Source organism: Nesterenkonia halobia (assembly GCF_039536005.1).
Classification (GTDB): Bacteria; Actinomycetota; Actinomycetes; order Actinomycetales; family Micrococcaceae; genus Nesterenkonia; species Nesterenkonia halobia.
The window spans coordinates 1-22,089 of record NZ_BAAAYG010000004.1 but is presented as its reverse complement, the minus strand read 5'-3'; the positions used below and the strand labels follow the sequence as shown (position 1 = coordinate 22,089).

The 22,089-nt window shown below is 66.5% G+C and carries 26 protein-coding genes, 2 pseudogenes and 1 other annotated feature; of the genes and pseudogenes, 10 read left to right on the top strand and 18 right to left on the bottom strand.

Annotated features, from left to right (window positions below):
• Nucleotides 1-9: 9 nt before the first annotated feature.
• The 3 genes and pseudogenes from ABD652_RS05710 to ABD652_RS05700 all read right to left on the bottom strand — a co-directional run.
• Entirely contained in the window at nucleotides 10-1,458 is a 1,449-nt protein-coding gene (locus tag ABD652_RS05710; protein WP_344719127.1) for a DNA-processing protein DprA, read from the bottom strand.
• Nucleotides 1,459-1,568: 110 nt separating this feature from the next.
• Nucleotides 1,569-1,907, bottom strand: coding sequence for a magnesium chelatase subunit ChlI family protein (locus tag ABD652_RS05705; protein WP_344719422.1), 339 nt, complete (start codon nucleotides 1,905-1,907; stop codon nucleotides 1,569-1,571).
• Between the two features lie 21 nt (nucleotides 1,908-1,928).
• Nucleotides 1,929-2,432: pseudogene (locus ABD652_RS05700) on the bottom strand (ATP-binding protein); the annotation flags it as partial.
• A 255-nt stretch (nucleotides 2,433-2,687) separates the two neighbouring features.
• On the opposite strand from ABD652_RS05700, the gene ABD652_RS05695 reads away from it, so the two are divergent.
• Entirely contained in the window at nucleotides 2,688-3,782 is a 1,095-nt protein-coding gene (locus tag ABD652_RS05695; RefSeq protein ID WP_344719125.1) for a hypothetical protein, read from the top strand.
• Between the two features lie 7 nt (nucleotides 3,783-3,789).
• Here the strand turns inward: ABD652_RS05695 and ABD652_RS05690 are convergent, their stop codons facing one another.
• Complete coding sequence (locus ABD652_RS05690) at nucleotides 3,790-4,341, bottom strand: TIGR03086 family metal-binding protein (protein ID WP_344719123.1); 552 nt, start codon at nucleotides 4,339-4,341, stop codon at nucleotides 3,790-3,792.
• A 297-nt stretch (nucleotides 4,342-4,638) separates the two neighbouring features.
• Here ABD652_RS05690 and ABD652_RS05685 point away from each other — a divergent pair, with 297 nt between their 5' ends.
• Nucleotides 4,639-4,863: a hypothetical protein gene (locus ABD652_RS05685; RefSeq protein WP_344719121.1), complete on the top strand. Its 225-nt coding sequence runs from the start codon at nucleotides 4,639-4,641 to the stop codon at nucleotides 4,861-4,863.
• Between the two features lie 134 nt (nucleotides 4,864-4,997).
• Here ABD652_RS05685 and ABD652_RS05680 read toward each other — a convergent pair whose 3' ends face one another.
• The gene (locus ABD652_RS05680; RefSeq protein WP_344719119.1) at nucleotides 4,998-5,156 is read right to left on the bottom strand and encodes a hypothetical protein; all 159 of its coding nucleotides are present in this window, start codon (nucleotides 5,154-5,156) and stop codon (nucleotides 4,998-5,000) included.
• A 78-nt stretch (nucleotides 5,157-5,234) separates the two neighbouring features.
• On the opposite strand from ABD652_RS05680, the gene ABD652_RS05675 reads away from it, so the two are divergent.
• Both ABD652_RS05675 and ABD652_RS05670 read left to right on the top strand, forming a co-directional pair.
• Entirely contained in the window at nucleotides 5,235-6,176 is a 942-nt protein-coding gene (locus tag ABD652_RS05675; RefSeq protein WP_344719117.1) for an endonuclease/exonuclease/phosphatase family protein, read from the top strand.
• A gap of 74 nt (nucleotides 6,177-6,250) precedes the next feature.
• On the top strand, nucleotides 6,251-6,406 hold the full coding sequence (locus ABD652_RS05670; protein ID WP_344719115.1) for a hypothetical protein: 156 nt from the start codon (nucleotides 6,251-6,253) through the stop codon (nucleotides 6,404-6,406).
• A gap of 48 nt (nucleotides 6,407-6,454) precedes the next feature.
• Here ABD652_RS05670 and ABD652_RS05665 read toward each other — a convergent pair whose 3' ends face one another.
• Nucleotides 6,455-7,018, bottom strand: a complete 564-nt coding sequence (locus ABD652_RS05665) for a putative immunity protein (RefSeq protein ID WP_344719113.1) — start codon at nucleotides 7,016-7,018, stop codon at nucleotides 6,455-6,457.
• Between the two features lie 99 nt (nucleotides 7,019-7,117).
• Nucleotides 7,118-7,843, bottom strand: coding sequence for a TetR/AcrR family transcriptional regulator (locus tag ABD652_RS05660; protein WP_344719111.1), 726 nt, complete (start codon nucleotides 7,841-7,843; stop codon nucleotides 7,118-7,120).
• Nucleotides 7,844-7,895: 52 nt separating this feature from the next.
• Here ABD652_RS05660 and ABD652_RS05655 point away from each other — a divergent pair, with 52 nt between their 5' ends.
• The gene (locus tag ABD652_RS05655) at nucleotides 7,896-9,353 is read left to right on the top strand and encodes an MFS transporter (RefSeq protein WP_344719109.1); all 1,458 of its coding nucleotides are present in this window, start codon (nucleotides 7,896-7,898) and stop codon (nucleotides 9,351-9,353) included.
• Between the two features lie 12 nt (nucleotides 9,354-9,365).
• Nucleotides 9,366-9,590, top strand: coding sequence for a hypothetical protein (locus ABD652_RS05650; RefSeq protein ID WP_344719107.1), 225 nt, complete (start codon nucleotides 9,366-9,368; stop codon nucleotides 9,588-9,590).
• Between the two features lie 120 nt (nucleotides 9,591-9,710).
• Here the strand turns inward: ABD652_RS05650 and ABD652_RS05645 are convergent, their stop codons facing one another.
• The 9 genes and pseudogenes from ABD652_RS05645 to ABD652_RS05605 form a co-directional block, all read right to left on the bottom strand.
• Nucleotides 9,711-10,607 carry a hypothetical protein gene (locus ABD652_RS05645; protein ID WP_344719105.1) on the bottom strand — a complete coding sequence of 299 codons (897 nt, stop codon included), beginning with the start codon at nucleotides 10,605-10,607 and terminating at the stop codon, nucleotides 9,711-9,713.
• A 63-nt stretch (nucleotides 10,608-10,670) separates the two neighbouring features.
• Entirely contained in the window at nucleotides 10,671-10,997 is a 327-nt protein-coding gene (locus ABD652_RS05640; RefSeq protein ID WP_344719103.1) for a helix-turn-helix domain-containing protein, read from the bottom strand.
• Nucleotides 10,998-11,001: 4 nt separating this feature from the next.
• The gene (locus tag ABD652_RS05635; protein ID WP_344719101.1) at nucleotides 11,002-11,328 is read right to left on the bottom strand and encodes a hypothetical protein; all 327 of its coding nucleotides are present in this window, start codon (nucleotides 11,326-11,328) and stop codon (nucleotides 11,002-11,004) included.
• A 32-nt stretch (nucleotides 11,329-11,360) separates the two neighbouring features.
• On the bottom strand, nucleotides 11,361-12,047 hold the full coding sequence (locus tag ABD652_RS05630) for a hypothetical protein (protein ID WP_344719099.1): 687 nt from the start codon (nucleotides 12,045-12,047) through the stop codon (nucleotides 11,361-11,363).
• Nucleotides 12,048-12,106: 59 nt separating this feature from the next.
• Complete coding sequence (locus ABD652_RS05625; RefSeq protein ID WP_344719097.1) at nucleotides 12,107-12,811, bottom strand: hypothetical protein; 705 nt, start codon at nucleotides 12,809-12,811, stop codon at nucleotides 12,107-12,109.
• Between the two features lie 304 nt (nucleotides 12,812-13,115).
• Nucleotides 13,116-14,389: pseudogene (locus ABD652_RS05620) on the bottom strand (IS3 family transposase).
• Nucleotides 13,982-14,110: a sequence feature (AL1L pseudoknot), on the bottom strand. (Overlaps the previous pseudogene by 129 nt.)
• A 115-nt stretch (nucleotides 14,390-14,504) precedes the next feature.
• Complete coding sequence (locus ABD652_RS05615) at nucleotides 14,505-15,692, bottom strand: low temperature requirement protein A (RefSeq protein ID WP_344719095.1); 1,188 nt, start codon at nucleotides 15,690-15,692, stop codon at nucleotides 14,505-14,507.
• 107 nt (nucleotides 15,693-15,799) lie between these two features.
• The gene (locus tag ABD652_RS05610; RefSeq protein WP_344719093.1) at nucleotides 15,800-16,129 is read right to left on the bottom strand and encodes a nuclear transport factor 2 family protein; all 330 of its coding nucleotides are present in this window, start codon (nucleotides 16,127-16,129) and stop codon (nucleotides 15,800-15,802) included.
• A gap of 29 nt (nucleotides 16,130-16,158) precedes the next feature.
• Nucleotides 16,159-16,914 carry an SDR family oxidoreductase gene (locus tag ABD652_RS05605; RefSeq protein ID WP_344719092.1) on the bottom strand — a complete coding sequence of 252 codons (756 nt, stop codon included), beginning with the start codon at nucleotides 16,912-16,914 and terminating at the stop codon, nucleotides 16,159-16,161.
• 100 nt (nucleotides 16,915-17,014) lie between these two features.
• On the opposite strand from ABD652_RS05605, the gene ABD652_RS05600 reads away from it, so the two are divergent.
• Complete coding sequence (locus tag ABD652_RS05600; protein WP_344719090.1) at nucleotides 17,015-17,671, top strand: TetR/AcrR family transcriptional regulator; 657 nt, start codon at nucleotides 17,015-17,017, stop codon at nucleotides 17,669-17,671.
• Between the two features lie 691 nt (nucleotides 17,672-18,362).
• Here the strand turns inward: ABD652_RS05600 and ABD652_RS05595 are convergent.
• On the bottom strand, nucleotides 18,363-19,490 hold the full coding sequence (locus ABD652_RS05595; protein ID WP_344719088.1) for a low temperature requirement protein A: 1,128 nt from the start codon (nucleotides 19,488-19,490) through the stop codon (nucleotides 18,363-18,365).
• A gap of 155 nt (nucleotides 19,491-19,645) precedes the next feature.
• Nucleotides 19,646-20,611, bottom strand: coding sequence for an alcohol dehydrogenase catalytic domain-containing protein (locus ABD652_RS05590; RefSeq protein ID WP_344719086.1), 966 nt, complete (start codon nucleotides 20,609-20,611; stop codon nucleotides 19,646-19,648).
• 191 nt (nucleotides 20,612-20,802) lie between these two features.
• Here ABD652_RS05590 and ABD652_RS05585 point away from each other — a divergent pair, with 191 nt between their 5' ends.
• From ABD652_RS05585 to ABD652_RS05575, 3 genes are all read left to right on the top strand, one after another.
• Nucleotides 20,803-21,372 (top strand): TetR/AcrR family transcriptional regulator, encoded by a 570-nt coding sequence (locus tag ABD652_RS05585; RefSeq protein WP_344719084.1) that lies wholly within the window; start codon nucleotides 20,803-20,805, stop codon nucleotides 21,370-21,372.
• A gap of 8 nt (nucleotides 21,373-21,380) precedes the next feature.
• Nucleotides 21,381-21,779, top strand: coding sequence for an IS5 family transposase (locus ABD652_RS05580; protein ID WP_344719082.1), 399 nt, complete (start codon nucleotides 21,381-21,383; stop codon nucleotides 21,777-21,779).
• Nucleotides 21,745-22,089 (top strand): transposase (locus ABD652_RS05575; RefSeq protein ID WP_344719080.1); only part of this gene is annotated, 345 nt, incomplete at its 3' end. The genes ABD652_RS05580 and ABD652_RS05575, both read left to right, overlap by 35 nt.

The following is a 22,089-nucleotide window of genomic DNA, read 5'->3' as shown; positions in this document are numbered from 1 at the left end:
CAGGGTAGCTCATGGGCTCGGCGTGCTCCTCCCCCACCGGCCCTCCACGCGGCGCGCATGACCGGCTCGTTCCAGGCGGGTCAGCGCCGCGTAGACCTGCGGCATGGCCAGCCCCGCGACGGCGGCGAGCTTCCCCGGGGTGCTCAGCCCCCGCTTGGGCAGCGCGTCGTGGAGCAGCACCTCCTCCTGGCTCATCCCGTCCTGCGGACGAGCCGGCGCCGAGCGGTCCGTCCGCGGCGGCGGAGTCCGCGACCCCGAGCCGGAGACGCCGGGCTCCCCGACCTCCTCGCCGGGCATCACCGGCAGCATCGCCTGCGCCGGCCGACCGTCGTCCGAGGGCGCCGCATCCGGCGCGGCCCCGGTCGATCCCGCGGCCGTTCGTCCCGCCGCCGGCGATCCGGGCGTCGAGCCGGCCGGTGCGGCGTCACCGGCCATCAGCTCGACGACGTCGGCGGCATCGGTGACCACCGTCGTCGGCGTCTCGCGCAGCAGCCGATGGCATCCGGCCGACGTGGCCGAGAAGATGCTGCCGGGCACGGCCCCGACCGGGCGGCCCAACGAGAGCGCATGGTGGGCGGTGCTCTGCGCCCCGCTGCGCCACCGGGCCTCGACGATGACCGTCGCCGCCGACAAGGCGGCGATGAGTCGGTTGCGCTGCAGGAAACGATGCTTCGTCGGCGCGGCTCCGGGAGGCAGCTCGCTGAGCACGAGCCCGTGGTCGGCCACCCCCTGCAGCAGGCGTTCGTTGCCCGCCGGGTACCACCGATCGAGCCCGCCGGCGAGCACGGCGACCGTCGGCGGAGCCGCGCCGGGGCCTCCGAGGCCGCGCCGTGCGGCGAGCCGCAGCGCGGCCCGGTGCGCGGCGGCGTCGACGCCGTAGGCCCCGCCGGAGATCACGCAGACGCCGTGTCCGACGAGGTCCTCGACCATCTCCGCAGTGGCGCGCATGCCGTAGTCGGTGATCTCGCGGGATCCGACCACTGCTGCGGTGCGCGGGATCCAGGGCAGCACGGGCTGCTCCGGCATTTCCGACTGCTCGGCAGGCGCCGACTGATCCAGCCGCTCCGCGTCGCGGCTCGGCGCGTCCGGGCCCCGGGTGCCGCCGCGGTGCCAGAGCGCGACCGGGGCCGCGATGCCCAGCGCCTCAAGCTCGGTCGGCCAGCTCGGGTCCTCCGGGATGAGCAGTCCGCCGCCGAAGCGACGGATCGTGGCCAGCTCGCGGGCGCCGTCGCACTGGCCCAGCCGCGCCCGCCACCGCGCCAGCCCGTCCTGCAGGCGCCGGCCGCGGCGGCCGATGCCGGCTTCCTCGGCATCGGCGGCGAGACATGTGGTCAGCTGCGCATCCGGCTCGGCGCCTCCGCTGATGAGCGCATGGGTCTGCCGTGGACCGAGCCGGGCGAGGAGCACACCGGCCAGCAGATCCCCGGGCTCGATGATCCGGCTCAGCTCCGCTCGCACCACTCGCAGTTCCTCGTCGGGGCCGCCGTCGCCTCTGGGCGACACGGCCGGACCCAGGCCGCCCCCGGGGGCGTCGAGAGTGGAACCGGATCCCGGCTCGACAGTGCTGTTCATCCCGTCCTCCGTTCTTCGGTGCTCTGCCGCAGCTGCATCGCCGCCTCGACGTCCTCGGCCTCCGGACTGGTGCGCCCCGCCATGTCCGCCAGCGTCCAGGCCAGCCGCAGCACGCGGACGTAGCCGCGCAGCGACAGCCCGCCGCGGTCCAGGGCCGCGTCCAGGGCGGCGGACGCGGCGGCCGCCGGCCGCAGTGCTCCGGTGAGCAGCCCCATGGGCGCCTGGCTGTTCATACGCAGATCCCACCGGCCCAGCCGGTCCTGCTGGACTGCTCGGGCGGCGAGCACCCGCTCCAGCACCGCCGCCGAGCTCTCCCCCGGCTCGTCGAGCGTCATCGAGGCCGAGCGGGGCCGGTCGACCTGGACCTGCAGGTCGATCCGGTCCAGCAGCGGGCCGGAGAGCTTGGCCAGATAGCCGCGCCGCTGCACCACGGAGCAGCTGCACTCGCCGGCCCGGCCCAGCGCCATGCCGCAGGGACACGGGTTCGCGGCCATGACCAGCTGGAAGCGCGCCGGGTAGGTGACGCTGCCAGCGGCCCGATGCAGCGAGATCACCCCGGTCTCCACCGGCTGACGCAGCGAGTCGAGCACCTGGCGCTGGAACTCGGGCGCTTCGTCGACGAAGAGCACGCCGCAGTGCGCGCGGGTGACCGCACCGGGACGCGCGATCCGCGCTCCCCCGCCGACCACGGCCGCGGTGCTGGCGCTGTGGTGCGGCGCTTCGAAGGGCGGGCGCCGACGCAGCCTGCTGACGGTGGCGGCGTCTCCGGCCACCGACTCGATGGCGGTCACCTCCATCGCGGCGTCGTCGCCCAGCGGCGGCAGGATGCCGGGCAGCCGCTCGGCCAGCATGGTCTTGCCCGCGCCCGGTGGTCTGTGCCCTTAAGAGAGTATGCCTGGTGACCAGGGGTTATCGTCACTTCAGGTATCCCTCGATGAGTCCGACGCGCGATATCGTCAACGATGAATACCGCTGTGCAAATACACTCCGGCGAGAATCACCGGGGTGTTCCCATGAGGTGACTCGTCATGCTGTCATAGACGACGAGGCATGATCGCTCCTCCCTACCTCCGAGCGCATGGTCATGCTGGATCGACGATCGTGATGAGGAGCCCATGTTCGCTCAGCCTTCTTCTCCCCTGCCGGATTTTCAGCTTCTGCGCGCTCTGATCGAGCGGCCGTACGGAGCGTCGATCAAGCAACTCACCAAGGACCTGAGGACTGTATTCGAGGCTCCGGCCGTTCAGCGGGTGCGGGCGATGCACCAGGAGGGCTGGTTGGCGACCCCCAATGCTCATGGTCAGGCTGTGGTGGCAGACCCCGATGCTGATGTGCGAAGGCTGTCGTGGGTGATCAACCTTAACCGTCCGGGCATCGAGGCCATGCTGGAGCTGCTGCATGTCGAATACGGTGCCGACGTCGAGGCCTACCGTAAGCACTTCGAGAGCCCGCTTCTTCGGCATCTCTGGCACGTCCAGAACCGGGCATCACAGATTGATGAGGAAGGGCCCACTGACGTCGAGCGGGTACAGCAGATGCTCACCGACGATGATCCGATCGATGCCCGCGACTACCGTGGGCTGCTGCGGCAGGCTCACGAGATCTGGGGTCTTCCGAAGCACATCGAGCAGATGGCTCAGGCCATGTATCACGACGGTCCGCTCGATCACAACGAGCGGTATCGCGATCTTGTTCACGGGATGCTGGGTTTCATGAGGCGAATGCCGCGGCAGCCTGCATCTCCCGGCCCAGGCGAGGACGCCAGGCCTCACCTGGTGGTCCTCGCCCATCGGGCCCGGCGGCTTGCGGGGATACTCGATGGGACTGCCGAATTTCTGGCGACCAGTGATGCAGTGGGACAGCAGCAGGCCTATCACGCTGAGCGGATCGCCGTCTGGGTGCAGGAGGAGAGGACTCAGCCGGAGCGCCGATGGGTCTCGGCTCCGTCCCTCGAGCAGCATCTGGAAGGTCTCGCCGAGGCGCAGCAGCGCAGGTCCGGGTACATGCCCAACGGCGGCACGCCGCAGCCCTATCAGCTCGGCACTGCCGGTGAAGGCCTGCTGGCACACATGTTCCGCACCAAGGCTGACTCTGCCCGCGAGCTCGTCGAGACGATCACCGCCATGCCTGGCCTGCGCGCGGTGATCACTGCGACCGAGCCAGCGTTCAATGATACTGGTGATGGCGACACTGGAGATTCCGCCGCGTAGGGTGGCGTCATTCGGGGCGACGGCCCAGGTGGGCCAGAAGCCGCTGCTGCTGGTCAGCCCCTGCCGGCACCGGCCGTGCCGGACCACAGACGCCGTCGGCGCGTAGCATCTCGCCGAGATCATCGGCGAGACCCCGGGCCCAGCGCACATCGGTCAGATCGAACACAGCCGTCAGTCCGACGGCCTGAGCGAGGTCCCAGCGATGGATCAACAGGTCGAATGAGAGGAAACCGTCGATCGACTCGGCGAAGGTCATCGGCCCCGCCACCCCATCGATGACCCGGGAGGCGATGTCGGGATCAGCCAGTGCGGCCGCGACAGCCTCGACGACGACGTCGAGGGCGGCGAGAGGATCCTCATCGACCGGCAGCGGTGCCTCAGGTGCGGCGTCGAGGAACCCCAGCTGCATCAGATGTGCGTGGATCACATGGGCGACGACGTCGTGGGCGGTCCAGCCCTCGCACGGCGAAGCGGCCTGCCATTGCTCGGAAGGCACGTCGTCGACGGTGTCGCGGAAGTCGGCGGCCAGTCGAGTGTAGCGATCGGCGATCTCGGACATTGCTGCTCCTCGAGCAGAGTTGTGTGGTCCTCAGAGACGAGGTGGCCATGGCACTCGTCCCGGCTGATGTTCTCCACACTCGCCGAGGCACCGGCCCAGATTCAAGGATTCCAGGACGGGACGTCTTGAGAACGGCAGTCACTTGGTCAGCGCCTCGGATGTGGACCCTGGCGACGTGGTGACTGCTTGTCGACCAAAGTAGCTAGTGAGCGCAGTCAAAGGATCTCTACCATGACAAGTGACATAGCTCTCACCATCGTGAAGCAGAGCTGATGGCATCACCTGTTGGAGGCACTCATGGCACGCAAGACGATCCGCATGACGCTGGGCACCACATTCGCGGCACTGGCACTTGCCGCCGGCGGGCTCAGCGTCGGAGCCGAAACCGCTGAAGCCAAGATCAGCGACATCCCGCGGGTGGACGACGGCTCCCTGGGCCACCACTTCGGGTGTGCCTTCGGCCGTATCTTCAACCCCCATCTGTGCGGAGGCCTGTTCAGCTACCCGCCCACCAGCCCCTGACCGATCGGCATGCGAGTCGAGCCGCAACCACTGAGACTGCTGCATCACCCAGACCTGGTGAGAACCAGCAGTCGGTGGGGGCGTCGGCATAGCCCCGTGAGCTTCTGCCAGTCGTTTAGGAACGGGCAGAATCGTCAGTCGATCACCGGATGCAGCAGATCGGCCTCGGGGACCGAGTAGCTGGCGTCGCGATTCGGCGCGTCGTCGTAGACGGCCGAGGAGACGACCTCGTCGTAGCGCTCGGCCAGCCCTGATCCGAAGGTGCCGAGGAAGTGCTCCCAGTCAATGCTCATGACCCCGAGGATACCGTCGCCCGATCATTCCGGCTTCAGTTGACCCGCTGTTCACTTCGTCCCGCCACGCTGGGCGGCATGGTCGCCATCGGCACATGGAATCTCGAGAACCTCTTCCGTCCCGGCGAGGACTCCGGCCGTCAGACCGACGCCGAGTACGACGCCAAGCTCGACGCACTGGCCGCCACCATCGCCGAGCACTCCCCTGATGTGCTCGCCGTCAAGGAGGTCGGCGACCCCGAGGCCCTCGAGGACCTGGCGTCCCGACCCGAGGGCAGCTGGAACACCGCGCTGGCCGATCCCGACGGTCGCGGCATCCGGGTGGGTTTCCTCGCCCAGTCCGCGCTGACCAGTCTCGAGCAGATCATCGATTTCCCCGAGACGCTGGCCCCGGTCCAGGTCGACGACGAGGGCAGCACCATCACTGCGATGGGACGGCCGGCGCTGACCGCGCGGATCCGCAAGGCCGGTACGAACATCGATCTGGTCTCGGCACACCTGAAGTCGAAGCTGCTGACCTATCCCAGTGGACGCTTCTCCCCTCGCGATGAGGGAGAGCGTGCACGTTATGCGGTCTACGCGCTGCACCGGCGGGCGGCCGAGGCTGCTGCCGTCCGCGCCGGCGTCGATGACCTGCTCGACGGCGACGGGCGGCAGAACGCGGTGATCGTCGCCGGCGACCTCAACGACGAGCCCCAGGCTGCCACCACCCAGATCCTGCTGGACCCCGGCGGCTCCGAGTTCGGCAGCGGAGGATATGAGCGCGAGGACCAGGGCGATGCCGCGCGGATGTGGAACCTCGCCCCGCTGATCGATGAGGAACAGCGCTTCACACGTGTCTACCGGAGTCGTGGTGAGCTGATTGACCATCTGATGGTCAGCCATGCGCTGACCGAGGCGGTCGAGTCGGTCACCACCGGCGGCGTCGACGTCAGCTCGGTCGCTGACTCGCCCGGGGCGCGCGACAGCGGCGAGGCCTCGGATCATCGGCCGGTGGTCGCGACGTTCGAGCTGGGCTGAGCGATCAGCTCTGCTCTCCACAAGCTCGCCCCCTGTCCATGCCCAGCACCGACGAGTCCGCGTAGCCTCGCATCATGATCGATGACGAGGCATACCGGACCTGCTCTGCATGCGGCGGCGACTGCCCGCCGGAACCGTGCGGTGCCGACGGCATCGGCGCACGGCTGGTCTTCGTCTGCCCGCGCCATGGCGCGCAGTCGATCATGGATCCGTTCAGCCGGCTGCGCTGAGCTGACGGGCAGACCTGTGGATGCACGGCTCGTGAGACGGCGTCCTGATCAGCTCACCGATTCGCGAAGCTGGACATCCAGAGACGACATCACCTCAGCGGTCGCTCGATCTCTCGTCGCCGCACGCGGGTAGCGGCACAGCACTTCGACCACAGCAGGCGTGGACTGTTCCAGAACTGCGGCAGTGGCGGCCGCACGCGTGAGCGGTTCGACCGCTCGCATCTCCAGCGCCAGCACGCAATGTGATGGACCGCGGAGGATGTGGCCGACTTGGGAGGCCTCGGCCAGCGGGTGAAGATAGGCCGACGCCGCCGCGTCGCCGGCTGCCATCGCTGCATGCGAGGCAGCGCCGCTGACCTGCTTGGAGGCTCGATGGGCAGCAGGAGCACCGATGCGCTGTGCACGAGACCGCGGCCCACCGCGCACGAAATCCTCCGCCGCGACCAACGCATCACGTGGGCGGGCATCATGCGGCTGCACCGCTTCGAAAAGGTCGATGACCTGCAGTGCACACGCCAGGTTGAACGCCGCCACCGCGCGCAGGTCCGCCATGGACAGGTCAAAGTCCGGAGTGCGCTGCACGCGGCCGGCCGGTCGTGAGTTGGGAGTCATGCCCATTCATCGTAGCTCTGAAGCGCAGCAAGAGAAGGCCTAGACAACCGATCACGGGGCACAGGCCCAGCAGGCGCGATCACGCGCCAAGTGGATCTATCACGCGGTATCGACCACGCGAGTGATGAGCATATCGAGACCATGCTCGAAGAGTTCGTCGGAGCTTGCCCGCTGCTCATCAAAGTGACCGGACTGGTAGAGCGTCGGGTAGACATCGCGATTGTCTTCAATGCGCTGCCATGCAAGGGCCTGCTGTTCCGGGGCAGTCTCTGCCTGATGCCAGGTGGATTCGGCCGCAGCGGTGCCGATGACGTAGTTGGCGAAGAGCTGCGTGATCGCAGACAGCTCGATGCCGGACAAGCCGGTGCCCGCCAGAGTCGAGTAGAGGTATTCAGTCCGGGCCAACACGTTGGGCCCCAGCATCGGCCTTCCCACCAGCGCTGTTGTCCACGGGTGGTCGAGCATCGTCTTGCGCCATCCGAGCAGGAGAGCCCGAACGTCCGACCGCCAATCGCCATCTGCTCTCGGGATCTCGACAAACCCGAACACGTGGTCGAAGGCGAGATCAAGGACCTCTTCTTTCGTCTTCACGTGCCAATAGAGTGCGGTCGAGGTCACACCGATTCGCTCAGCCAGTCGACGCATCGTCATTCTCCCGATGCCCTGGTCATCGAGAAGACCAACCGCCTCGACGACGATCCCCTCCCGCGTCAGCGTGCGGCGACTGCGGGACGGCACCTCCTCACGCAGCCAGACACTCGTCGCAGCGCTGCCGTGCGCCCGCTGATGCGAGTCTTCACTGGGTGCTTCCTGATCGCCTGCCATGGGTCCACTCTATCCGATTGCTCAGGTAATTTACTGTTGGTAAGTTACATGCATGACGTTAAGCAGAACTGGCGCAGCACGCTGGTGGGCACTTGCCGTTGCGGGCCTGGCGCAGCTCATGGTCGTCCTGGACTCGACGATCATCACGATCGCCCTGCCCGCGCTCCAGGATGAACTCGGCATGAGCGATGCCAGTCGCAGCTGGGTCATCACCGCCTACGCCCTGGCCTTCGGCGGCCTGCTGCTCCTGGGTGGCAGGTTGAGTGATGTCCTCGGCGCGAGGCGAGCCTTCGTTTTGGGACTCGTCGGGTTCGCCCTGACGTCGGCTTTGGCAGGTGGTGCCCCTACGTGGGGCCTGCTGTTGGTGGCGCGAGCGGGACAGGGCGTCTCGGCAGCGCTGCTCGCGCCCGCCGCGCTTGCAGTGATCTCAGCGACGTTCACTGCACCTCGTGACCGAGCCACGGCCTTCGGCGTGTACGGCGCACTGACCGGGGCAGGAGCCGTCATCGGCCTCCTGCTGGGTGGATTCCTCACCGAGTGGGCGGGATGGCGCTGGTGCCTGCTCATCAACGTGCCGATCGTGGCAGTGGCCCTGATCGGCACCAGTCGTGTCATTCCGACGATGGAACGACGGGGCGTGCGACTCGACTGGGCCGGGGCGCTGACCAGCGTGGTGGGAATGGCCGCGATCGTCTTCGCTCTCACCGAGGTCGCCACACGCGGCCCGGGCGATCTGGTCGTCGTGGCGACTCTCGGGCTGGGACTTGTCTCGATGGCCGCCTTCGTGACTGTGCAGTCGAGATCGGCCAGCCCGCTTCTGCCCTTGAGGATTCTGCTCAATCGCCTCCGCGGCGGCGCACTGCTCGCGGTCGCCCTGCCCCAACTGTCGTTGTTCGGACTGTTCCTCGTGTTGACCTATTGGTTCCAACAGATCCTCGGGTTCTCGCCCATGCAGGCCGGGTTCGCGTTCCTTCCCCTGGCACTGTCCATCGGCATCGGCTCGACCGCGATCGCCGGGGCACTGTCCCAGCGTCTGGCACCCCGAAATCTGATCGTGCCGAGCCTGATCGTGATGGCCGTCGGGTTCGTGCTCCTGGTCGGGCTCGATCCCGAGAGCGGGAACGTGTATCTGACCCGCTTCGTCCCTGCGGAGATTCTCATCGGACTCGGACTCGGCTGCACGATCACCCCAGCCGTCGAAAGCGCCACCTCCAACGTCGATTCTCGTGATACCGGAGCTGCGTCGGGAGCGGTCAATGCCGTGACCCAACTCGGTGGATCCGTCGGCACAGCACTGCTGAACACAGTTGCCACACTGGCTGCCGCAACCGCGATGAGCGAGGGCAGGTCACCCAGCGATCAGCTGCACTATACGACAGTGGGCTTCGACGCCGCGCTCACTGTCGCCGCCGTCATGCTCGTCGTTGCCGCAGGCGTCGTGACGGTCGTGATGCCCGCGCGAGTACGGGAATCCCCCGCAGAACCGTCAGCGCCAGTCGCAGAAGGGTGAACCATGCCGGTGATGCGAATTGAGATCCCGACGACCCGAGACGAGGCGAAGAAGATACTTGCCCTCTACGAGGGCAACTCAAAGCACCGTCGCTCGGAAGATCTCGCGATCGACGAAGCGTGGAAACACGACAGAACACCGACCGGGCGAATCTGGTTCGCAGGCCTCACCAACGGTCAACCGCCGAGCCTCAAGTTTGACGTCGAGGTTCATACCAATCTGCGGACTCCGCGCTGAAGTAGATCGCCTCGCGCGATCAGTTCTACCTGCATTGGTCCGAGTGAGCAGCCAGGACCATTGCGAGGCATTCGCCCTCGCGCTGAGGACTGTGCTGCGCTGACGGCGCTCCCACCGTGATCATCGGGTCTCGGCCAGGATCTTCTCGATCCGAGCGTTGAGCTCGTCGGCGCGGGCCAGAATCGCGACTTCCTCCTCGGCGCTGACGTGCCGGGCCGCCGGTGCGACAGGATCCGGCTCGTCGTCCTCTTCTTCGGGCATCGCAGGCACGGGACTGGCGAGCAGCTCGGCGACGGTGCGTACCAGCACTGACAGCGACGACGGATGCAGCGAGGCGTAGAGGTCGATGTAGCCCCACTGATCGATCGCCGGCAGCAGGGCTGGATGGTCCGGCCAGTCGGCCCATTCCGGGCTCGGATCCTCACGCTGATGCCGGTGGAGCTGACGGGTCGAACCGTCGACGATCTCGTCGCGGCGGCGGCCCAGTGTGCGCACTGTGTTCGGCGACCAGCCGTTGTTGGTACCGACGATCTCCAGCCACGACCACACTGCACATGCCGGGCAGGCGTGCTCGTCGTCGCTGACGCCGACCTGCTCGCGCAGCCCCGCCAGCCGGCGAGGCGTCATCGCGCGGACCTGGCTGCGGGACAGCCCCAGGCCGCCGTGGTCTGGTGGTGCCAGCAGCACTGCGGCGAAGAGCAGCCGGCGCATCCGCAGCCGGGCGATCCAGCCGGTCGAGCCCGTGGCGATGATCGTCGAGCCGTGGGTGATCAGTCGTTGCAGGCTTCTCGGCTCGTCACGCTGCTCGACCGGCCAGGCGGGAGCCTCGGCGCTGGGCGGCTCGTCTGCTGGTCGCGGCCCTGCCGATCGCCGGCCGCGCAGCGTCGCCAGCACCTTCTGCGAGGCTCCCGACGTCGCGGCGAAGCGCTGCAGGGTGGCCTCGTCGAGCTGATCCTCGGCGGTGCCGGTGACCGCGCACCAGTCCCGCCAGAGGTCGTCAGCGGTCGTGCTCGTCATGACTCCAGTGTCCTGACTTCAGCCCCGACTGGTCACTCTGGTCACTGCTGTCGAGCCTGCTCGTCACGTGGTGGCGAGCTCCCGGACATAGGTGCGCTGCTGCTCGATATGGACCTCGATGACCCCGGCGCGTGCCAGGCGCTGCAGAGTCTCGATCGACGGTGCGACGTCAGCGCGTTCCAATCGCGCCACGTGCGGCTGCTTCCAGCCCAGCATCGTCCCGAACGCGGTCTGCGTCAGGTCACGTTCTGCGCGATAGCGGACGACGGCCCGGCTCACCGCATCGGCCAGCACGAGGCGATCGGCCTCAGCGGCGTACTCAGGGTCGGCCTGACGGCGCTCGGCCACGATCGCGTCATGGCTTGTCAGGTCGGACAGCTTCATGATCATCACCTCAATCCTCGATCTCGTCCAGTCGTCGTTCGGCGGCTCGACATGCTCGTGTGAAACCTTTGGGATCGCTCTCGGCCTCGGGGGCGTAGGTCCCGATGACGAACACGTCGTCGATCCGCCTGTAGAGCGGCCGTGTGACGCTGCGACCGCCTCGCGGGCGCAGCTCCCTGAGCTTGTCGGTTCCCTTCACCGCGCTGCTGTGCGGGAAGCCCAGCTTCGGACCGAGCTCCTTCAGCTTGGCAGTGGCGTTGTCGACCGCCACGGCCTCCCTGGCACCGAGCTTCCTGTATTCGCCTTCGGCGTCCGGATGGTCGACGACGCTCCACATGGCAACAAATATACCATGCGTGTTATAGCGGCTCAATCGTTCCAGTTCGCTTCGTGCGCTTCGTGCATGGACTGGTCGTCGGAATGGCGTGTCCAGAAGATGGCCTTGATGCCGGCATCTGCGTGCCGCTGCTCGATCAGGAAGACACGCCCGTGCTCATCCTCGCCTCCAGCGACATACAAGGCAGGCCGCCGCTCGGCATCATAAGTCGTCGGCAAGTCGCCGTTCGGAGTCAACCCGAGCTCGTCAAGCACCGCGAGAGCTTTCTCCTGAGTCTCCTGGTTCGCCTTGACATCGGAGAAGTCATAGTTGATCCCGAAGAAGTATGCTCCCTCTGCCCGCGTGCTCGGATCGGGGATCCCCGACTGATTCAGGTACTTACCGAGATCCCACTCACCGCCGCCAACACTCGGAAGCACCTTCTCGCCGAAGTGCTTGGTGACCACCTCGTTGACCAGCCGGAGTTCCTCGACCTGCTGGTCGTAGGTCTCCCCCTTGTTCCAATCGGCCACCAGCTCTTCGCCGCTCTCGGCCGTCACCGAGACTTCGTCGGCCTGGTCCGCACAGGCTGTGACGGTGCCCAGCGTCAAGGCCAGGGACAGCACCGCCGTCGCAGTCCTGTGCATCGCGACTCGACGCCGCAGCCAGGGCCGGCTCCCCGATGGCTCAGGCGGCAGGACGGCTTCAATTCGACGTTGGCTCCAGCACACAAGGGCCACGCGTGTTCTCCTCTTCTGTCGCACGGCCTCTGACTATCAGCCCCGCCGTGCTGGCCCGATTACTCGCCTTCGTAGCCTGGAACGCTCGTTCGATCATCCGTCTGCAGGGGGCCGTCCACTTCGCGTTCCTGGCTGTTCTTCTCGACGATCCTGTCGTACGCCTCCTGCAGACTTGGATCATCGGAAAGTCGTGTTTGATAGAAGGCACGATATCCGTCGCCTGACGTCGTGCTGGCAATCAGGAAGCCCCGACCTTCTGCCGCCCCCGCACCGTAGAAGATCTTGTCGTGTTCAGTGACGCCATGACTGTTGTTCATGTTCTCCGTCAGGCCCAACTGATCCGCGATCTTCTCCGCCGTCGCATAGGCCTCCTTCAGATCCTCAGGAGCGACGTCGAACCTGATCTCATGACGGTAGACACCGTCTCCTTCGGGACGCGGCGTAACCTCGACACTGTGGAGCTCCGCGCTCCAGGGCTCCCCATCGATGGTCGCTACGCCCTTGCCGAAATGCTCACGCATGACCTCGACCACTGACTCCAGCTCGGCCAGCTGCTCGTCCTGGGTATAGCCGCCCTCGACATCGATCACACCCTCAGCCGAAGCGCTGGCGGACTCGGCCCCCGTTCGGCCTGCCGACTCCCCGCAACCCGCAAGCACCGCCGTAGCCACCATCATCGCAACAGCCAGCAGGGTCCGCGGGCGGAACACCGAGCTCGGCTCCCGCCGCGCGCCCTGACTTCGATGCTCGTTCTGGCTCCCCACCCGGTGCACCTTCCCTCTCCGACATCCCCGGTGTCAGCCGACAGTCTATGCCTGAGATCGGCGTCGCTTCCGGGCCGATCGCGGCGGCAGCGTGTCACGCGAGGGGTGCCTGCTCTCATGCCCCGATAAACGCTGTTATCAGAGAGGCGTCACCTGGATCGGCTGTTGATGCTGTATGAACTGACCCAACGTTGTCATGGCGCGCTACGCCGTCGCCCAGGCGACGAGTTGCTCCGCGTCTCGTTCCAGGTCCTCGTCGGTGACTTTCCCCACGCCGTTGAGGAAGTGAATCGCCCCGGGTTTGCTAGAGACTCGCAAGTGCCGCGCCGGCAGATTCCGGCACGGGGTGGTTCTGATAGTAATGGACTTCCTCGAACTCGATCGGAGGGACCATTCCGATCTCGCCGTGGAGGCGGCGATGGTTGAACCAGTCGATGTACTCGGCAGTCGCGAACTCGAGCTCGTCGATGCTCTTCCAGGGCCCGCGGTTGCGGACCAGCTCGGCCTTGAACAACGAGTTGAACGCCTCGGCCAGCGCGTTGTCATACGAATCCCCAGTCGAGCCGACTGAAGCAGCCGCCCCAGCCTCGGCCAACCGCTGGGTGTAGCGCACCGCGAGGTACTGAACACCCTTATCGCTGTGATGAGTCAGATCGGCGAGGTCCCGTCCCTGGCGTTGGCGTGTCCAGATGCCCATCTCCAGCGAGTCCAGAGCGAGATCGGTCCGCAGCGACTTCGACAGCTGCCAGCCGACCACGCGGCGGGAGAACACATCGACGACGAAGGCGGCGTACACCCACCCGGCGAAGGTCCTGCAATAGGTGGGGCACCTCCCGCTTGCGGGGGAATGTCAGCGACCCACAACTGGTCCGGAGCCGTGGCGGTGAAGTCTCGCTGGACCAGATCAGCACGTGTATCCGGCGCACTGCCGCCGATCGTGGTGCGTGGCCCCTTCGCTCGGCTGATCCCTCGCAGCCCCTCAGCACGCATGAGGCGCTCGATGGTGCATCGAGCCACCGGGATCCCTTCACGGCGCAGCTGTGCGTGGATCTTCCGCGCACCGTAGACGCCGAGGTTCTCCGCATGCACCCGGTGGATCTCGACCAGCAGCTGCTCGTCTCGCAGAGAGCGGGCCGAGGGCGGGCGGGACTTGGCGGCGTAGTAGGTGCTCGGCGCGATCTGCGTCCCGGCCGCGGTCAGCGTCCTGCAGATCGGCTCGACGCCGAACTGGTGCTTATGGCTGTCGATGTAGTCGATGATCAGCGCTGTGGGCGGTCGAGCTCCGCCGCGAAAAAAGCCGAGGCCGACCGCAGGATCGCGTTGGCACGGCGCAGTTCGCGCACTTCCTTCTCCAGCTCGCTCACGCGCTGGGCTTCGCTGGTCGTGGTGCCGGGACGGTGGCCTTCATCGATCTCGGCCTGCTGGACCCAATTGCGCAGAGTCTGAAGGATTGATCCCGAGCTGCTCACCTACTCGGCGGAACGTCCCCGGCCTGGTGGCCGGGTCGCGTCGTGCTTCCATCGCCATCCTGGTGGCGCGGTCCCGAAGCTCGTCAGGGTACTTCCTCGGTGCTGCCATGCTCTTCATCCTTCCGTGGAATCAGAGCCTCCACCAGACCCGGGGCGATTCACACGCTCTGACCTATCGGGCTGCTGCGGTGCTTAACGCGGTGATCGCGTGGACCGCACATTTGTCAGGCATGCCCTAATTCAGGCCTGGCCCTTTGCCGGAGTGCTGACGAATACGACGCCGTGTAGGCGGTGTGCGCGGCGAGAACAGCCGTCACGGCGAGCACGGCGACGCTCAAGGCGATCACCGGCAGGTGATCGATCAGCAGCATCGCGGCGATCGTGATCATCACCAGCACAGCTGCTGCGATGAACCTGGACCGCGCGAGGCGTCCGAAGCGTGACCGGAGGAACAACAGGTTCCCTGTCAGGTAGACGAGCGGGCCTGCTGTCGTCACGAGGACGATGGCAGGGGTGAGGCGGTCGTGGGAGAGCCGCAACTCGATGGACACGGCGACGAGGATCGCGCCCAGGACCATGAAGGCATGCGCGTAGGCGTAAGCCGAACGGAGAGCCCCGGTCGATGAGTCCCCGCCGTGGGTCTCGGGGCCGGCAAGGGCGAAGTAGTTCCACCAGAGTACGAACAGGGACGCGAAGCCGACGAGCATGCTCAGGGCGAGCGACGGAGTGAGCTGACCGTGGGAGACGATGGTGCCGCCCATGAGCAGGATGGACTCGCCGAGGGCGACAATGAAGACGAGACGGTTGCGCTCGGCCAGGTGCTCGGCGTCTGTGTCCCACTGGTGCATGGGCGCTGCGCCGATGCCGGGGATCCGGTAGTGGGCCAGCGGGGCCGCATAGTCGATGAGCACCGCGAGTAGCCAGACGCCCAGCCGCCACTCGAAGGGCAGTGTTGCGCCGAGGACCCAGAAGATGCCGGCCATCAAGGTCCACAGCAGCAGCATGCGGTAGTTGGCAGCGAGCTGGTACCCGCGGTAGGCGATCATCATGAAGCCCGGACGAAGGACGCCCATGAAAAGGTAGCACCCAACGAACAACCAGGCTCCGTCGCCGAACGCACTGGGGATGGCGATCGACATGCCCAATGCGGCAAGCATGAGCACCCCGGAGAGCAACTGCACAGGGGTGCGACCCGGATCCAGCCAGTTCATCGCCCAGGCGGTGTAGTTCCAGCCCCACCACACCGCGGCGAACACCACGATGGTCTGGGCAGCGCCCTCCCAGGAAAGGTGCTCGATGAGCAAGTGCGAGAGCTGAATGATGGCGAAGACATAGACCAGGTCGAAGAACAGCTCGACAGGGCCGACCTCGGATCGACGGTGCCCGGCGCGGGCGAGTGGGACGGCAGTCATGGTTGACGAACCTCGCATGTGGGTGTCGTGCGTGAGTATCGAACGCGGCAGCACTGAGCGGGCGTCCATCTGGCTGGACGCCCGCTCGAGATGCAGGTGCCGACGGCTCAGCCTTCGCGGATCGTCATCTTCGCGAGCTTGTCGCCGTGGACGTCGAAAACGAACCTCGACCGACCGTTAGCGTGGTTTGACCGCCAGTCGCCGATGACGGTGACCGTGTCGCCGGCGGTGTCTACTTCCTCGACGGTGAGGGTGCCGTGGGATCCGATGAACTCCTTGTCGCTCCATGTCTTGATCTGCTCGCGCCCGGTGAAGGTGCGCCCCCAGTCGTCTACAGCCCCGTCAGGGGCGAAGGCGTCCAGGAAGGCCTGTTCGTCGTGCCTGTTGACGGCAGCGAGGAACGAGGCCACGGGTTCGGGGATGGTGGGTGCTGCCATGAAGTGCTCCTCTGTGCGTGGCGTCGAGCTCAGCGGGTGGTGTAGCCGCCGTTGGCGAAGATCGTCTGACCGGTGATCCACCAGCCCTCGGAGGCGAGGAATCGGACGATCGGGGCGATGTCCTCGATCTTAGTGAGCTGGTTCCCCATGGCCTGGGACTTGTGGAACTCCACGCGCTCGGGCGTCTCCTGCGGGTAGAAGAAGGGCGTGTCCATCGGGCCGGGGGCCACGGCGGTGACCGAGATGCCGCGATCGGCGAACTCCTTGGCCGCAGCACGGGTGAAGTGCTCCACCGGAGCCTTGCCACCGGCGTAGGTGGAGTAGCCGTCGGTGAACGCGGCCAGCAGGGCGGTGACGATGGTGATGATCTTGCCACCGTCGGCGAGGTTCTTCCCGGCCTCCTGGATGAAGAAGTACGCGGCCTTGGAGTTGATGTCGAACATCGAGTCGTACTCGTCCTCGGTGGTCTCCACGATCGGCTTGCGCAGCACCTTGCCAGCCGTGTTCACCGCGACGTCGATCTTCCCCAGGGCTGCCTCCGCGTCGGCGAACAGGCGGGCCACGTTCGCGGGGACCGTGAGGTCTCCCTGGAAGATCGCGCCCTTGCCTCCTGCGGCCTCGACCGCGGCGAGGGTCTGCTCCGCGTCGGCGCGGCTGGAGTCGGAGTTGTAGTGGATCGCTACGTTCGCGCCTGCGTCGGCCGCCTGGCGGGCGATCAGCCCGCCGAGGTTCTTCGCGCCGCCCGCGATCAGCATGTTCTTGCCGTTGAGTGTGTGCTCAGCCATGATGCCCCCTATATATCTCCGGTATGTAACAGTATCTCGCTGATACATGCGATAACGTAGCACTATGACAGGAGCTCCGACAAGCGATACACGGGAGCGGATGATCGCGGCTGCCGCGGACCTCATCGCCGCCTCCCCCGGGGAGGAGTTCTCGTTGCGGGCGGTGTGCGACGCCGTAGGGGTGAAGATGCCCACGCTCTATCACTTCTTCGGGTCCAAGCAGGGACTGATCGACGCAGTCATCGAGCGCGGGTTCGATCTATACCTGGGCGAGAAGTCGTCGATGGAATCCTTCGGCGACCCGATCCAGGACATCCGCGCCGGCTGGGACGCCCACGTCGCCTTCGGCCTGGCCAACCCCGGTTTCTACACCCTCATGTACGGCAAGGTCCGCCCCGGGCACTCCCCCGAAGCGCAGTCGCGTCCCAGCGAGATCCTGCGTGGACTCACGGCTAGGGCGGCCGAGCAGGGCAGGCTCGCCGTCCCCTCCGAGCAGGCGGCCGCGCACATCCTCGTGACCAACATCGGCGTCACATTGCGTCAGATCATCCTGGCAAGCCATGATCCAGCGTTGTCCCGCGCCGTCCGCGAGGGTGCAATCACAGCTATCACCGGTACAGGAACGCAGCTGGACAACCCTCTTGCCGCCGCGATCGAGCTCGCCGCGTCCCGTCCGGAGGTCCTGGGCAGGTCCGAGACGCAGCTGCTCATCGAGTGGCTCGGCAGACTGAGCCGGTGCGTCGAGACGCCGTCGTAGGCGAATTCGACGACTCGAGTTCTACAACGGCTACGCGTCGCGCTTAGGGCGTGATGTCTGGGCGAACCGAGTGGCCTCGACGATCTGGATCAACTCGTGGTGGGACTGGCAGAGCCGGGGACCAAGAATTGATGCCGACCTCAGAACCTCATCGGCTCGGGGAAGATCGGCGCTCTCCTCATGCAGTCGGTGCAGTAGGGCTTCGTGCCGGTTAGCTTCTCCGCTCAGCTCATCACTCTCCGAGACGGCCGCTCGGCGAGCGAGCTTCTACCGGCCCCGGGTGTGGGTCGAGTCCCTGAACCTGGCTCTGACAGCGACCAGAGTAGTTCGGCGGCGAATCAGATCGAGCTTCAGACGGCAACCTCTCCAGTGGTCCTCATCGATTTCAGTCTCGCCTCGCGCCCGGCGGAAGGACAGATCCCCCCTGCGCGGCAGGTCCCTGGTAACTGCGCTTATCCGGGCATGGACGACGCCCGCCGTCGCGTGAGCCGGCGCGCTGTCGGATGGATCACATTGTGCTCATATCCGTGCAGCCAGACGCATGGTGATACAGGGCTGTCGAGCCGCGGGCAACGCCTGCCAAATCGAGAAGAGAAAAAGATCAGGGTCGGCGCACCGCGTAAACGTTTGACGCGGGGGACGATCACGGGGCAGTTGCCCGAGCTCTCCTGGACCGCTTGTTGCGCCGCCCTCACTCGAGCCGTCGCTGTGGTCGTCTCCACACGAGCACGGCGATCATCAGAGCGAGGATGACGGAGGTGAGTGCGAAGGGAATCGGGATGACCGGGTCGATGAGCACGGCGAGGCCAGCGAGCGGTACGGCGACGTTGACCCAAATATCACCGTGGGGCCTGATCGCCAGTGCCCAGACACCGATGACGAAGACGGCGACCGGAACGGTGTAGGCGAACGAAGCCAGTGGTGGGTGGAGCTCGCCGTGGCCGGCGAGGACGCCGATCTCGATCTCGATGCCAGCTGAGAGCGCACCGGCTGCGGCGAAGATGAGATAGTGCCCGTAGCCGTAGGCCAGCGAGCTGGCGAAGGTTCGGATGGCGTGGTGGTGCGGCGGCCAGAAGTAGAGCCACCAGAGGGATGCGGTGGTGATCAGGGTGAGCGCGGCCAGGGAGATGAGCGGAGCCGGGTCCTTCGTGTGGCCGAGGGCCTCGACGATGGCGTTGGCCGATCCGAGCAGGCTCTCGCCGAGCAGGATGAGGACGAAGAGTCCGTATCGCTCGGTGATGTGGTGCGGGTGCCACGGGGTGTTGCCGATGCGTTCGGCGATGATCGGGACCGCGATCTCAGCGCCGATCATGATGACCTGCGCGATCTGGAAGGCCGGTGAGGGGAGTAGGAGGGTGATGAGCCAGAGGGCTTGCACCACGGCGATCCCGGTGGCGTAGGACCAGGCCGCGCGACCGGCGACCCCGCCTGATCGGGTCGCGCGCAGCCACTGCGCGACCATCGCCAGCCGCATCACGACGTAGCCGATGATCAGCACGGTGAAGTCGTAGCGCTCGAACACCGCCGGGATGCCCGAGGCGAAGACCAGCACGCCGCCCATCTGCAGGATGGTGAGCACCCGGTAGAGCCAGTCGTCGTTGTCGAAGGAGGTGGCGAACCAGGAGAAGTTCATCCAGGCCCACCAGATCCCGAAGAAGACGATCGCGTAGCCGAGGATGCCCTGCCCTACGTGACCTTCGGCCAGCGCGTGGTGCAGCTGGACCGAGGCGATGCTGACGGCGACGACGAACACCAGGTCGAAGAAGAGCTCCAGCGTCGACGCTGCCCGCCCCTGCTCGTGAGGGTCGCGGGGGCGCATCGGGACGAGTCGGGCGCGGCCAGTGGTCCGGAGCGGGCGCGGAGCACCTTGCTGGGCCTCGGGCATGGGTCGTCCTTTCGCGGAGTCGGTGGGCGGAAGCGCCCGCACCCTGGGCCGAGCCAGTCCGGCCCGGCCCAGGGTGCAGGTGCCGCTGGTCAGGCGCTGTGCGGGGTGAAGACTCCGCGGAAGCGCATCTTGCCGGTGGAGAGCCGGTCGTAGGCCTCGGTGGCCTGATCGAGGGAGAAGGTCTCGGTGATCGGCTTGACCTTGCCCTTTCCGGCCAGGTCGACGACTTCACTGAGGTAGTGCTGGCCACCGTGCGTGGACCCGATGACCTGCTGGCGCATCATGTGGAACGGCACACCGTCTGACGAGATCGAGAACGGGCGGGTGAAGTCCAACCCGCTCAGGACCACGCGCCCGCTCGGCCGCAGGCCCGTCATGGCGTCTTCAGCGGTGTCGAAGGCGTTGGTGGCGACCAGCAGGAGGTCCGCGCCGCCGAGGTCGGCCAGCTCCTGACCATTGGCGACGACGTGGTCCGCGCCCAGCTGCTTGGCAAGGTCGTGCTTATCAGGCGAGTGCGTGATCGCGATCGTCTCGAAGCCCGAGGCCTTGGCCAGCTGGATGGCGACGTGCCCGAGCCCGCCGATGCCGAGGACGGCGATCCGCTCGCCCGGCCGCAGGTTCGCGTCGCGCATCCCGCTCCACGTGGTGTACCCGGCGCACATCATCGGTGCCGCATCGACGTAGTCGAGCTCGTCGGGAAGCAGCACCGTGCCCTCGGCCGCGATCGCGATGTACTCCGCGTGGCCGCCCTGGGCGGTGAAGCCCGTCAGCCGCGGAGCCGCGCAGTTCATGGCCGTCTGCCCCGTCAGCGGGAGCCGCTTGAGGCAGTAGTCGCACCGGCCGCAATCCTGCTGCACCCATGTGGTGCCGACCCGGTCGCCGACCTCGCGACCGTGCACGCCGGTACCGACCTCGACGATCTCCCCGACGACTTCGTGGCCCGGCGTCTGGGGGTAGATGTCGCCGCCCGCGCCCTGCGTGGCCCACACGTCGGTGTAGCACATTCCCGATGCGTGGACCTTGACGAGCACCTGGCCGGGCTCGGCGGTGGGCATCGGGACTTCTTGGACCTGCCAGGGCTCGTTGGCTCCGGTCATGACGACTGCCTTCATGGCATTACTCCTTCTCCCGTGGTCGAGCAAAGCGTGCCGGCCACGATAGGTAACTAACTGGTTCGTGTCACGGTATTCGTCTCCGATCGGTCTGTCAACAACTGGTTAGTTACGTTCTCCTGTAGACTGGTGCCATGCCACCTGACGCGACTGCCACCAAGACCCGGATCCTCGACGCGGGCGTGATCGAGTTCGCCCAGTACGGCTTGGCTGGCGCGCGAGTCGACCGGATCGCCGAGTCAGCGTCGGCGAACAAGCGCTCCATCTACTCCCACTTCGGGAACAAGGAGGAGCTCTTTGATATCGTCGTCGCCCACGCCCTCCGGGAGCTCGTCATTTCCGTCCCCTTCGCTGCAAATAACCTCGGCGACTATGCCGGACGCATGTTCGACTACCTGCTTGAGCATCCTCAGACGCTGCGCCTGACAGTCTGGGCGCAGCTCGAGCGCTCCGTTGTCGGGAGCGAGGAGATCGAGGAGTACCGGCCCAAGGTGGCTGCCATCGCCGAGGCGCAGAAGTCCGGAGCCATCGGCAATCAGTGTGACGCCGCCGATCTGCTCGCATTTACGGTCTCGACTGCAACGTCGTGGTCGAACGCGTCGCCCGCCCTGCGCGGACTCGCCGCCGAACCCGACGGATCGGACCAGCGAATCGTCAGCCACCGGGCCGCGCTCGTCGCCGCGGTGCGCTCGATCGTAGGGTGACCTAGGGCGTGTTGCTAAAGGGTGGAGCGTCGGTCGTCGGCAAGTCTGTCCTTGTGGCACGCAGAGAGATATCTGACGAGACCTGGGCAGTGATCGGCCCGTTGTTCCCGGAGGCGAAGTCCACCGGCAGGCCCCCGGTGGATCCACGCAGAGTCGTCGAAGCTGCCGCCTGGCGGTACAGGACCGGCTCACCCTGGCGGGAGATCCCGGAGAGGTTCGGCAGCTGGAACACGATCTATAAGAACTTCTCCCGGTGGGCCTCGCAGGGCGTCTGGGCCCGAGTGCTCGAGACGGTGCAGTCGCTGACTCACCAGCGCGGGGAGCTGGACTGGGTCGCCTCGATCGACTCGACGATCGTGCGCGTGCATCAGCATGGTGCGACCTTGCCCCGGAGCACAGGGGGCTGAATCGAACTACAAGAAGTTCGGCACTGAGCCGGCCGATCATGCCATCGGCCGCTCGCGTGGCGGGCTGACGACCAAGATCCATCTGGCAAGTGATGGCAGAGGACGGGCGCTGGGGTTCGTGCTCACCGGCGGGCAGGTCGCCGACACCAGTCTGCTGGCCGAGACGCTCAGCGAGATTCGCGTGGCCGGGGCCAGAGGCAGGCCGCGATCGCGCCCGCGACGGGTGATCGCTGACAAGGGCTACCTGAACCGTCCTGGGTTTCGTTCCGCTCCTATTGAGCGGAAGGATACGAACATGCCGAAGATGTAC

Excerpts from the sequence above, each read along its gene's own strand:
- ABD652_RS05640 (WP_344719103.1), bottom strand. The coding sequence starts at position 10,997 with ATGATCATGAAGCTGTCCGACCTGACAAGCCATGACGCGATCGTGGCC.
- ABD652_RS05600 (WP_344719090.1), top strand. The coding sequence starts at position 17,015 with ATGATCGCGGCTGCCGCGGACCTCATCGCCGCCTCCCCCGGGGAGGAG.
- ABD652_RS05610 (WP_344719093.1), bottom strand. The coding sequence starts at position 16,129 with ATGGCAGCACCCACCATCCCCGAACCCGTGGCCTCGTTCCTCGCTGCC.
- ABD652_RS05585 (WP_344719084.1), top strand. The coding sequence starts at position 20,803 with ATGCCACCTGACGCGACTGCCACCAAGACCCGGATCCTCGACGCGGGC.
- ABD652_RS05675 (WP_344719117.1), top strand. The coding sequence starts at position 5,235 with ATGGTCGCCATCGGCACATGGAATCTCGAGAACCTCTTCCGTCCCGGC.
- ABD652_RS05635 (WP_344719101.1), bottom strand. The coding sequence starts at position 11,328 with ATGTGGAGCGTCGTCGACCATCCGGACGCCGAAGGCGAATACAGGAAG.
- ABD652_RS05645 (WP_344719105.1), bottom strand. The coding sequence starts at position 10,607 with ATGACGAGCACGACCGCTGACGACCTCTGGCGGGACTGGTGCGCGGTC.
- ABD652_RS05685 (WP_344719121.1), top strand. The coding sequence starts at position 4,639 with ATGGCACGCAAGACGATCCGCATGACGCTGGGCACCACATTCGCGGCA.
- ABD652_RS05660 (WP_344719111.1), bottom strand. The coding sequence starts at position 7,843 with ATGGCAGGCGATCAGGAAGCACCCAGTGAAGACTCGCATCAGCGGGCG.
- ABD652_RS05615 (WP_344719095.1), bottom strand. The coding sequence starts at position 15,692 with ATGACTGCCGTCCCACTCGCCCGCGCCGGGCACCGTCGATCCGAGGTC.
- ABD652_RS05680 (WP_344719119.1), bottom strand. The coding sequence starts at position 5,156 with ATGAGCATTGACTGGGAGCACTTCCTCGGCACCTTCGGATCAGGGCTG.
- ABD652_RS05655 (WP_344719109.1), top strand. The coding sequence starts at position 7,896 with ATGACGTTAAGCAGAACTGGCGCAGCACGCTGGTGGGCACTTGCCGTT.
- ABD652_RS05665 (WP_344719113.1), bottom strand. The coding sequence starts at position 7,018 with ATGACTCCCAACTCACGACCGGCCGGCCGCGTGCAGCGCACTCCGGAC.
- ABD652_RS05705 (WP_344719422.1), bottom strand. The coding sequence starts at position 1,907 with ATGACGCTCGACGAGCCGGGGGAGAGCTCGGCGGCGGTGCTGGAGCGG.
- ABD652_RS05650 (WP_344719107.1), top strand. The coding sequence starts at position 9,366 with ATGCGAATTGAGATCCCGACGACCCGAGACGAGGCGAAGAAGATACTT.
- ABD652_RS05595 (WP_344719088.1), bottom strand. The coding sequence starts at position 19,490 with ATGCGCCCCCGCGACCCTCACGAGCAGGGGCGGGCAGCGTCGACGCTG.
- ABD652_RS05590 (WP_344719086.1), bottom strand. The coding sequence starts at position 20,611 with ATGCCCACCGCCGAGCCCGGCCAGGTGCTCGTCAAGGTCCACGCATCG.
- ABD652_RS05690 (WP_344719123.1), bottom strand. The coding sequence starts at position 4,341 with ATGTCCGAGATCGCCGATCGCTACACTCGACTGGCCGCCGACTTCCGC.
- ABD652_RS05670 (WP_344719115.1), top strand. The coding sequence starts at position 6,251 with ATGATCGATGACGAGGCATACCGGACCTGCTCTGCATGCGGCGGCGAC.
- ABD652_RS05605 (WP_344719092.1), bottom strand. The coding sequence starts at position 16,914 with ATGGCTGAGCACACACTCAACGGCAAGAACATGCTGATCGCGGGCGGC.
- ABD652_RS05695 (WP_344719125.1), top strand. The coding sequence starts at position 2,688 with ATGTTCGCTCAGCCTTCTTCTCCCCTGCCGGATTTTCAGCTTCTGCGC.